General features: G+C 69.4%; 4 protein-coding genes. 1 reads left to right on the forward strand and 3 read right to left on the reverse strand.

All coding sequences use genetic code 11. The features are described 5' to 3' along the window. The coding region (locus ABZ454_RS38555; RefSeq protein WP_359544086.1) for an MFS transporter at positions 1-978 on the forward strand (978 nt) is incomplete at its 5' end. 116 nt (positions 979-1,094) lie between these two features. Here ABZ454_RS38555 and ABZ454_RS38560 read toward each other — a convergent pair. From ABZ454_RS38560 to ABZ454_RS38570, 3 genes are all read right to left on the reverse strand, one after another. After that, positions 1,095-1,775, reverse strand: a complete 681-nt coding sequence (locus ABZ454_RS38560) for a hypothetical protein (protein ID WP_359544087.1) — start codon at positions 1,773-1,775, stop codon at positions 1,095-1,097. 890 nt (positions 1,776-2,665) lie between these two features. Continuing rightward, complete coding sequence (locus ABZ454_RS38565; protein ID WP_359544088.1) at positions 2,666-3,637, reverse strand: alpha/beta hydrolase fold domain-containing protein; 972 nt, start codon at positions 3,635-3,637, stop codon at positions 2,666-2,668. 445 nt (positions 3,638-4,082) lie between these two features. Continuing rightward, complete coding sequence (locus ABZ454_RS38570; RefSeq protein WP_359544089.1) at positions 4,083-4,715, reverse strand: TetR/AcrR family transcriptional regulator; 633 nt, start codon at positions 4,713-4,715, stop codon at positions 4,083-4,085. Positions 4,716-4,959: the final 244 nt, after the last annotated feature.

Here is a 4,959-nt window from a genome sequence, read left to right on the forward strand (position 1 = left end):
CCAGCCCTCGGCGGCCTGCTCGTCCAGTCAGCATGGCAATGGGTCTTCCTCATCAACGTACCCATCGGCGCACTCGCCCTCGCCACAAGCACCCGCTACGTACCGGCCGACCCCCGTGGCGGCCTGGCGCGCACCCTGCCCGACATCCTGGGCACCGCGGCACTCGCCGCGACCATCGGCTCACTCAGTCTCGGCCTCGTCAAAGGGCCTGACTGGGGATGGACATCCAAGGAAACGTCACTGTCGTTGGCTGTGACCGTTCTCGGCGCCCTGGCCTTCGGCTTCCGCGTTGCGCACCACCCCGCACCGGTCATCGCGCCGACTCTGCTGCGCGTTCGCACGTTTGCGTGGTCCAATGCGGTCGGTCTGCTGTTCTCCTTCGCGTTCGGCGCCAACCTGCTGGCCATCATTATGTGGATGCAGCAGACGTGGGGCTACAGCGCGCTGCGCACCGGCCTGGCCGTCGCGCCCGGCCCGCTGATGGTTCCCGTCTTCGCCGCGATCGGCCAGCGCCTCGCTCACCGGCTGCCGAACGGAACGATCGCCGCCCTGGGCTCCGCACTGTACGGCTTGGCCTGCGCCCTGCTGGCTCTGCGGGCCGGCACCACACCCCACTACGCCTCCGAGATGCTGCCCAGCAGCCTGCTGTCGGGAGCCGGCGTGGGCCTCGCGATGCCGACCGTTCTCGCCGCCGCGACCACGGATCTGCCGGCCGACCAAGCGGCGACAGGCTCGGCAGTCGTCACCATGAATCGCCAGATCGGCACCACCCTGGGAGTGGCCGCACTGGTGGCCGTCCTCGGGTCCGCACCCCCCGCCGGCGATGCCCGCGACACCTTTGCGCAGGGCTGGTGGATCCTCACCGGTGCGGCACTGCTGAGCGCTCTGGCAGCCCTCTGCATGACACCACAGAGCGGCGAGGCCCCGGCGGCTGCTGCCGTCCCAGCGGTTACGGACGTAAAGGTGGAGAGAGGATGACGCTCCCACCCTTTCCGTTGCCGGCTCGGCTTCACCGGCACCAGGGCCCCGGGGATGTGTGTGCCCCGGGACCCTGGCAGGCTGAACGCCGTACTCACCCCTGTCCGCGCCGGGGATCAGCCCAGCAGTTCGCTCGACGCGGTCACCACCGCTTCGGGAACCTGGTGGCCGAGGGGGTACTCGATGTAGTCGACGTGGTAACCGTCGTGGTCGAGGGCGGGAACGATGCGGTGGCTCGTACGGGCGATGGGCTGTACAGCGTCGGCCGAGCCGTGGGAAACGAAGACGGTGGGGCGGCCGTGCCGGTGCACGGGCGGTACCTGACCGGGGGAGTAGGCCAGTACGCGGGTGAACAGGTCGCCATTGGCCAGCCCCAGGCCGAGGGCGTAGGAGGCACCGTCGGAGAATCCGGAGACGGTGATCCGGTCCACATCGATGGGGAAGTGGTCGAAGACGGTGGCCATGGCGTGCTGCAGACCGACCGCGTCCTTGCCGAAGCGTCCGACGGCGACGGCGTCCCACGTGACCTCTGCGGAGGCGGGAGCCAGCAGGAGCGCGCCGTGCTCCGCGGCAGCGGGCCTGAGGAGCGTGAGCATGTCGCCGGGGACGCCACCGGCGTCATGGAGGGCGACCAGCAGGGGTGCGGGCCACGGGGGGAGGCGGTCGGGGACGTACAGCAGGGCAGGGCTGGTGGGCGTGTCCAGCCAGTGCAGGCCGGCGGTGAGAGGTGCGCGCAGCGGCGGTGCCGGTCGCACGGACAGGACGCCGTGCGCCAGATCGTCTGTGGTGGTGAGCACGAATTCTCCATGAGGCAGGGGCAGTTCAGCTCGCATACCGAAGGCATCCGGTGAGTTGGCCGTATCGGCCGCGGAGCGGCCGTGGGGCTGCTTGTCGTGCATTGTCGGGAGCCGACCCGTCACGTGTGGGCGGGGCACCGTCCCGTTTCCCGCCCGGACGGCCGGAGGCCGGACCGACAGGCGGAGGCGTACCACGAAGCGCGTTTCTGGCAGCGCTGCTCGACCGGCCGACCGGGTACACGATCGGGGGTGGGGACCGGGCGGCCCGACGTGCGGGGCATGAGGTGCGGGGCCGCGGGAGTGGGCTGTCGGCATCCTCCGTGGAGTTCGCCGGCATCGTGCCGCGATGTCTGCCCGGCGTCTGCGAACGCTTCCGCCTCCGCCGGGCTGCCATCGGCCGGCCAGCCGCCGGTCGGTGCTCCAACGGTCCGCCGTCGGCCGGTGCACCGACGGTCGGTCCGCCGCGGTTCACCAACGGTCGGCCCTCGGCCCCCGACCGGCTGGACGACGACCCTGCCGGACGCTGCGCGCCACGTCGAGGTCCGCAGTCACCGGTACTCCGATGCCGGCGAACGGACGCTCGTGCGCGGGGCCCCTACGGGGAAAGGTGTGCGGCACGAAAGGTGCGGAGGCGCGTTCGCGGCATGACGAGGACACGACTGACGGCCTGCACGTCGTACGGCTTGTCGCACCGGCGGCCGCTCAGCACCCCTGGGTTCGTCGGCACAGTGGTGCCAGACGGTGGGTGTGCCGCCTTTCGCAGGCCGGCACATCCACCGACGACCTCACCGGCCTTCCCCTGCCGCGGACGCTGTGCTGCCGCCGCAGGGTGGGTGATGATTCTGCTGCCTGCCTCAGTGCTTCGCGCCGACGAGGCAGGCAGGGTGGTTCTACAGGCCCAGGGTGCGGCGCACCCAGCTGGTGCGGGCCTCCCGGGAGGCGGTACCGATGACCGTGTCCGCGGCCACCAGCTCGTACAGGTGGAAGCCACCGGCCCAGACGTGCAGATCGGCGGAGCCGCCCGCGGCCCAGATGGTCGAGGCGTAAGCGACGACCTCGTCGCGGAAGACCTCCGCGCTACCTACCTCGAGGTAGGTAGGGGGAAGGCCGGAGAGGTCGGTGGCCCGGCCGGGAGCCTCGTAGATCGAGACGTCGTCCGTGCCGCGGCGCTCACCCAGCACGGCGTTCCATCCGGTGAAGTTGCTGGTACGGTCCCAGACACCGATGCCGTCGATCTGGTGGCTGGAGACGGTCTCGTTGCGGTCGTCGAGCATCGGGTACATCAGCAGCTGGCCGGCGAGAGCGGGTCCGTTGCTGTCGTCGCGGGCCTTCAACGTGACGGCGGCGGCCAGTCCGCCACCGGCGCTACCGCCGACGGTGATGAGCTTGGCGGGGTCGAAGCCCAGCTCACCGGCGTGCTCAGCAGTCCACTTCAGCGCGGCGTAGGCGTCCTCGACCTGAGCCGGCGCGGGGTTCTCGGGGGCGAGCCGGTACTCCACCGTGACGACCACGGCGTCGAACTGCTCGACGTAGTTGACGATCGGCGCGATACCCACGAAGCGGTCGCCGAAGATCAGGCCGCCCACGTGAGTGAAGAAGAAGGCGGGCCCGGGGGTGACGTGGTCGGTCCGGCGGAAGACCGAGAGCAGGAGCGGAGCCCCGTGGGGGCCAGGAACGGTGAGTTCGAAGTGCTTGATCGGCCGGTCCTTGACAAGCTCCTCGACGCCCGGGGTGAAGCCACCGGAACGCAGTGCCGGGATGTCCTCGGGGTGGAGTGAGGAGTTGAAGGCCTGGAGAACGGCGTCGAGGACGGGCTTGAGCTCCGTGTCGAACGGCGGGGCGGGGTACTTCGAGTTAGTCATGTTGACCTCGGAGATAGGGGCCACGCGGCTGAGTGGCCGGGCGCCCTGTCAGTTGCAGGATGAGACCACAGTACCACTGACTGACCGACAGTCAATCGGAGGCGGTGTGACCCAAGTCGCTTTTGCACTGCCGTGGAGATTGCTGCGCAGAGCCGCAGAAGCGGGGCGTCCGGCGTTTCACCGGACACCCCGGCGTTCCGGTGCTCCCGGCTGTCCTCCGGAAAGTGCCGGGCCTCCGGAGAGTGCTGGGACCGGGAGAGGAACGGTCCCTCGGCGAAGAGTTCGTCGCGTACGACGTCTGCGTCTGCGCTCATGCCCGGCCGGTGAGGGCGTCTTCGCCTGGCACGCCGAGCATTTCCGTCCGGTACGCCGAGAGTGTTTCCGCCCCGTATGCCGAGGACGCGTCCTCGGCATACGGGGCGGAAACACTCTCGGACGGACGGCGCTACTCCTGCGAACCGCCCTGGTCGGACGCCGACCCGCTGAGTCCGAAGACGGCTCGTGTCATCTCGCCCGCTGCCGTGATCACCTCGTCGTCGGTGATGGGTGCGAAACCGGTGATCGCGTCGGTGACTGCCCCGCAGAAGCCGTGGAACAGAGCCCTGGCCATCATGTCCGGATGGCTGCACTCGATCTCGCCCAACTCCACGCCGCCCCGTGCGGCAGTCGCGATCATGCCGATCAGGCGTTCGTTGGTCGCCGCGTGCACCGCCTGGGCACCGGCTCCGTCATACAAGACCCTGTGCAGGTCGGCATGGTCGAGTGCGAAGCGGCACAGCGACTCCAGAACGTCCACGAGACGGGTGTCGAGAGGCACGTCGGTGTTGCTCAGGATCTTTTCGCCGACACCGGCGAAGTTGTCCATGTGGCGTTCCCACAGCGCCGCGGCGATTTCGTCCTTCGTCTTGAAGTACAAGTAGAAGGTGCCCTTGGAAACCTCGGCGAGCGCGGTGATCTCCTCGATCTTCGAGTCCGCGATGCCTTTGCCGGCGAATACCTCTGCGGCCGCATCCATGATGTCCTTGCGCCGCTCCTCGGGCGGCTTGGCGACCCGCTTCCTTCGCGTGGGCGTTCCCATCGGTGCTCCTTCATTTTGCCGGCCCCCTCTACCTGACCGTACGACTGACCGCAAGTCATTCGCAAGCGGTAGTTTCTGCGAGGACTCCCGGCGGGGTCGTGCGAGCGGCCGCCGCCAAGCGCTGCCCAGCGCTTGGCCGGGTGTCCAGCCTGAGCGGCACGGAGATCGCGGCGCTGCGGGCGGAGCGTGTCCTGTGACCGGCGAGACCCCGCTGACCTGGCTGTACGTACCCGGTGACCGGCCT

The organism is Streptomyces sp. NPDC005803 (assembly GCF_040630435.1).
GTDB lineage: Bacteria > Actinomycetota > Actinomycetes > Streptomycetales > Streptomycetaceae > Streptomyces.

Bases quoted from the DNA above. Each gene is read 5' to 3' on its own strand.
- ABZ454_RS38565 (WP_359544088.1), bottom strand. From the start codon at position 3,637: ATGACTAACTCGAAGTACCCCGCCCCGCCGTTCGACACGGAGCTCAAG.
- ABZ454_RS38570 (WP_359544089.1), bottom strand. From the start codon at position 4,715: ATGGGAACGCCCACGCGAAGGAAGCGGGTCGCCAAGCCGCCCGAGGAG.